The following is a 4,317-nucleotide window of genomic DNA, read 5'->3' as shown; positions in this document are numbered from 1 at the left end:
TGTTAGTTCTGTTTTCATTTTGTCCTTCCTTCGGTATTCCCTGAAATAGCGATTTTGAATAATAGCTGATATTCCATCTTAATTGATTTTTTGCGTAACAAAAAACCAACCACCGTATATATTGATGGTTGGTTTTTTATCATCTTTACAATTTTAATAAATCGGATTTACTAAACTCAATCCCTGATTCCATGCATCTTTCTTTTAATTGATTAATTATCTGTATTTTAGCCTCATCATCCCACTTCTCTAATTCATGCTTTATTCTCTCTTCACCGTCTGATTTGCAAATATAAAAATCTTCCAACAACATCATAAAACGCTCATATGCATTTTCAAACGGCGGCATGTCCTGAACTTTCATTTTGTCCAAATCTGATACTGTCATTATCATAAAAATCCTCCTTAATATAATTTATCAAAATATAAAGAGTTTTTCCTTTTATGATATCACAAACAGTTCCAGCCATCAATATAAAATTATCAATGTGCATATACATTTTCCGTGTCTAACTGTACGCAGTCACGGTCCTGCGAATCAGGTCCCGGTATGCGCCGCCGTGTTATAATCTACGATTTTAGCTACTAATCTGGCATTCCAAACTGCTTATATGTTGCCGTAAACGAAAACTTTTTTCCACATTTGCAGCAGGTTTCTGTTACTTTGCAGGTTTTGTTATCGTCATCGCACTCTATTTCGGTTGTACCTGCCTGGAATTTATGACCACCAGTTAAAAAACAGCATATCCTCTTCATCCCTCTGCCTCCTTATATGAATCAATCATCCGACCAATCTAGCCTCTGCCCGCATTTCCAGCAATAGCGTTGTTCCGCGGGGACAGGAGCACCACATCTTGGACAGTCTCCGGTTAAGATGTACAATCCTGTCTCTTTAACTTCAACAGGGTATGTGTTCTTTACTTCCCTCGGCGCCTGCTTTTGCAACGCTGATATGACAGCCTCAACAGCGATTCCTTCTTCAATCATCCCTCTGCCTCCTCCGCTAAATCTGTGTTTACGACAATAGTTATCGTCCTTGGATATCCATCAATATAATCAATCAGTCCCAGTTTGCGCATTTCTTTAAGGTTACTGTTTATGGACGCCGGTGATTTGAAACCTGTACCATTAGCAATTTCTCTGAAACAAGGTGGATAACCATGCTGTTGTATGTATGAGTTAATATAATCCAGTATTAATTTATGCCTATCTTTTATTGCTAAAGTTTGCTTTGGCCTCCGTTCTGGTATAGCACATGCCACCGTTCGATCATATGCCGGACGTAAAAATGCATCTGTCATTGGAGATGGATGTCCCTCCATATCTCTGATAGATGCCATCCACTGACGTTCAGAGTTATTGCTATACTGATTCCGGATCTTATTATTGATCAATCACATGCCCCTCCTTTTATCCCTTTTATAAGAGCCTTTTGGTTCTGCTCCGCGATCTGCTCCCGGACCGACTCTTCCGGGAACGGAAGTTGAAACGTCCGTTCCCTGATCCGATTTGTGATCCGGTCATCATAGCGCAAATCCGGCAGGCTCATATTGCTGGTAAAAAACGTGATCAGCTTGTCCTGGTACCGGCCATTAATGATGCTGTAGAACCGTTCTCCTATCCAGTCCTTTGGCAGCTCTGTCCCAAAATCATCTATGATCAGTACCTGCACGGTTGACAATGCTCTCAGAAGGTCGCTTTCACTTCGGGTTCTGTCATCCCATGTGGCCTTAATCTCATTCACGATCTGCATTGATCCGGCAAATTTAACCTGCATTCTGTAAACATGGATCAGTTCATTGGCTATACTGGCGGCCATACGAGTCTTACCTGATCCTTTTGTTCCGGAATACAGATACAATCCCATCCCACGCTCTCTCATATCATCCAAATGATCCAGGTAATATTTGATCGCAGCGCAGGTGTCCTTAATGATCCTCCGGCTGTCCTCTCTCTGGTATACTCCCAATCGGAACGAGCGAAGGTTCAGGTCCTTAAATGCCTCCGGAATACTTGCAAACTGCAGCTTATGCTCCATGATCTGGCGTTCAACCAGCCCACACTCACAGCGTTTTCCATACTCTCTCCCCTCTTCGTCCCGCCAGTATACCCAGCCGCTTCCATTGCACAAAGGGCAGTTTTTTACAGAACAGGTTTTAGAACCCGGTAAATCCCTCCCCGGCGCCGATGAGATAGCCATCACTGTACGTTCTTCCCTTCCGGCCTGTATCCGGGCGATCATTTCCTGCAACGGGTCCACCTTCGATTCCTCCCTTTTTCCTCTGCTCCCAAGTCCTCACCGCTGCCTTCCAGTCCTTCATGTGGTTTTTACCGATCATCCAGCCTTTGGACTGGTAGTAATCAACAAACTGCCCGGCGTCAATGCCATTGTTCCGTTCCTGACAGTATGATCCCACTGCCGATACCGAAGGAGGAATGAAGCGTTTTTCTTTGGATACGTTAGTATCCTTCTTATTGTTTTGTTTTTGTTTATGTTTAAATATGTCTGCGCTTTGTACTTCGCTTTCTACTACTGGAAATACTTCGTTTTGTACTACTTGATATACTTCGTTTTGTACTACGCTTTTGAAAGTGAAATATACCATCTTATATTTGTTGGGGCTTCCTTTTCTGCCCTTTTGGTAGACGATCCGGCCAGCCTTTATGAGTTCGTCCCTCGCCTTTATAAATGTGGCTTCTCGACCCATTGACATGGCTGCCATCAATCTCAGGTTATCTACTATAACCCACTCGCTCCACCCGCTCCGGTTGAATAGGTTCATCATCTTGTACCATAACAACTGTGACGGGATCGGTAAGTAGTTAGTTTCGAGCCATCGTTCAAAGGCTATGATCTCTGCCAGATAATTTACATCCATGTAGGCCATCACCTACCTTTCCAGCATCCTTCCTGAATCCCATTCTCTATACTGCTTGATCCAGTCCTCCAGGCGCATTGTTACCATCCATCCGCCACGGTTGCGGCGGTGAAATACAGCCGGAAGAATTTCATCGTTAAGAGGGAGCATTTCAGCTTCCGCATCATTTACAGACTGGTCCATAGCAGCCTCCAGGTTTAGATGCTCCACTCTCTTGCATTCGATGTGTATGCCCGGCAGACCTACTACATCGGCATCTCCGCTGGCTCCGCAATACTGCTGCCCTCTCCGGCAGTCATATCCATATTCCTTCAGCAGCCGGGCAAGTTCTCGTTCCCCTCGCTTACCTTTTTCTCTTTGAGACCTTCCCATCAAATACCTCCCGCGCCAAACATGTTGATCTGCCCTGGCATATCTCTTTTCTTGTCATGAGCCACAAACCTCCTGGCGCCTCTTGTGGAGTATTTCATGGACCTCATGCGCCTGTCCTGCTTCGCAAGCCATACAGCCGCTTCCTGACGCCCCTGCGGGGTTGAATCAGGAATGTAATAGCCATCTCCATTATCCAGGTTAAGGATCACCTTGTCGTAGCGCAGCGCTTCTATTGCTTCGCGTATGCGCCTGTCTCTATATCCTGTTATCCTGCTGAGTTCTGCCCTGCTTATGGCGTTTTCCCTGCCTACGCCCAGAGCATTATAAACAGCGCTTTGGATAATTCCTAAGTTTTTTATGTATCTCAATTCAATCCCTCCTTTCGGGCCGGGTAAAGGAGGTTTGATAGGTCCCGGCCCGTGATCAGAAAGTATATCGTGACATATCGCAATCTGATCGTTACTCATTACCGTTGTATGTATCAGCCTATATGGCGTTGATACCTCTAATCTAAATAATTACGTCCAAACTCCTGCCGGAATTGTTCCCGGCTGCCATAATGCGCTTCATAGTATTCTTGGGCCATCCGCTTAAGCTTGTCATCAATCTGCTGGTTCTCCGGCGTGGCCTTAAAACTGGCCCCATTCGGATGCAGATCATACTGAAGTGGAATCACAAACCCCCGATTTTCTGATTTCTCCTTGTATCCTTGCCGGCCCTCAAAAATATGATGCCGCTCCACATATGGACTGCCAGAAAAATAGCAATGATCCATGTCCTCGGTAAATACACTCCATAATCTCTTAGCCATCCTGCTCCCTCTTCCTACAGTTCTGATCATACATCTGCATCATCCGTTGGATCTCCTGAGGAGGAAGTGTCTCTATCCCCAGATCACGGCATTCTGATACAAGTCCGTCAATAAGTTTGCTCATTTCAGAAGTGTCGTAAGTGCTGGAACCGCGTAGCATGACGTATGTACGGAATTGTGTGCCATCAGAAGCAACCTTTACCTCCGTGGTCGGCTTGATATGGTAAGTTTCAGCCTCCAGTGACCTGTCCGCAC

At 45.1% G+C, this 4,317-nt stretch carries 9 protein-coding genes and 1 pseudogene; all 10 read right to left on the bottom strand.

The window, feature by feature from the left end:
- Positions 1–145 precede the first annotated feature (145 nt).
- Positions 146–394 (bottom strand): hypothetical protein, encoded by a 249-nt coding sequence (locus CLFS41_RS01675; RefSeq protein ID WP_045091271.1) that lies wholly within the window; start codon positions 392–394, stop codon positions 146–148.
- 191 nt (positions 395–585) lie between these two features.
- Positions 586–756 (bottom strand): hypothetical protein, encoded by a 171-nt coding sequence (locus CLFS41_RS29975; RefSeq protein ID WP_161797470.1) that lies wholly within the window; start codon positions 754–756, stop codon positions 586–588.
- A gap of 21 nt (positions 757–777) precedes the next feature.
- Complete coding sequence (locus CLFS41_RS01670) at positions 778–987, bottom strand: zinc ribbon domain-containing protein (RefSeq protein ID WP_200895068.1); 210 nt, start codon at positions 985–987, stop codon at positions 778–780.
- Complete coding sequence (locus CLFS41_RS30610; RefSeq protein WP_242856759.1) at positions 984–1,394, bottom strand: hypothetical protein; 411 nt, start codon at positions 1,392–1,394, stop codon at positions 984–986. Before CLFS41_RS30610 ends, CLFS41_RS01670 begins: the two co-directional genes overlap by 4 nt.
- A complete protein-coding gene (locus tag CLFS41_RS01660) occupies positions 1,391–2,260 on the bottom strand; it encodes an ATP-binding protein (RefSeq protein ID WP_242856758.1) in 870 nt (289 codons plus the stop codon). Before CLFS41_RS01660 ends, CLFS41_RS30610 begins: the two co-directional genes overlap by 4 nt.
- Positions 2,157–2,879, bottom strand: coding sequence for a hypothetical protein (locus CLFS41_RS28840; protein WP_152648995.1), 723 nt, complete (start codon positions 2,877–2,879; stop codon positions 2,157–2,159). The genes CLFS41_RS01660 and CLFS41_RS28840 overlap by 104 nt, the downstream gene beginning before the upstream one ends.
- A 12-nt stretch (positions 2,880–2,891) precedes the next feature.
- Positions 2,892–3,251 carry a hypothetical protein gene (locus CLFS41_RS01645; protein WP_045091269.1) on the bottom strand — a complete coding sequence of 120 codons (360 nt, stop codon included), beginning with the start codon at positions 3,249–3,251 and terminating at the stop codon, positions 2,892–2,894.
- Positions 3,251–3,619 carry a hypothetical protein gene (locus CLFS41_RS01640; RefSeq protein WP_045091268.1) on the bottom strand — a complete coding sequence of 123 codons (369 nt, stop codon included), beginning with the start codon at positions 3,617–3,619 and terminating at the stop codon, positions 3,251–3,253. Before CLFS41_RS01640 ends, CLFS41_RS01645 begins: the two co-directional genes overlap by 1 nt.
- A 137-nt stretch (positions 3,620–3,756) precedes the next feature.
- Positions 3,757–4,062 carry a hypothetical protein gene (locus CLFS41_RS01635; protein WP_045091267.1) on the bottom strand — a complete coding sequence of 102 codons (306 nt, stop codon included), beginning with the start codon at positions 4,060–4,062 and terminating at the stop codon, positions 3,757–3,759.
- Positions 4,055–4,317, bottom strand: a pseudogene (locus CLFS41_RS29970) (hypothetical protein); the annotation flags it as partial. The gene CLFS41_RS01635 and the pseudogene CLFS41_RS29970, both read right to left, overlap by 8 nt.

This window comes from Clostridium sp. FS41 (assembly GCF_000954015.1).
GTDB lineage: Bacteria > Bacillota > Clostridia > Lachnospirales > Lachnospiraceae > Enterocloster > Enterocloster citroniae.
Note: the sequence above shows the minus strand (reverse complement) of the source record. Positions and strands in the feature narration are given on the sequence as shown.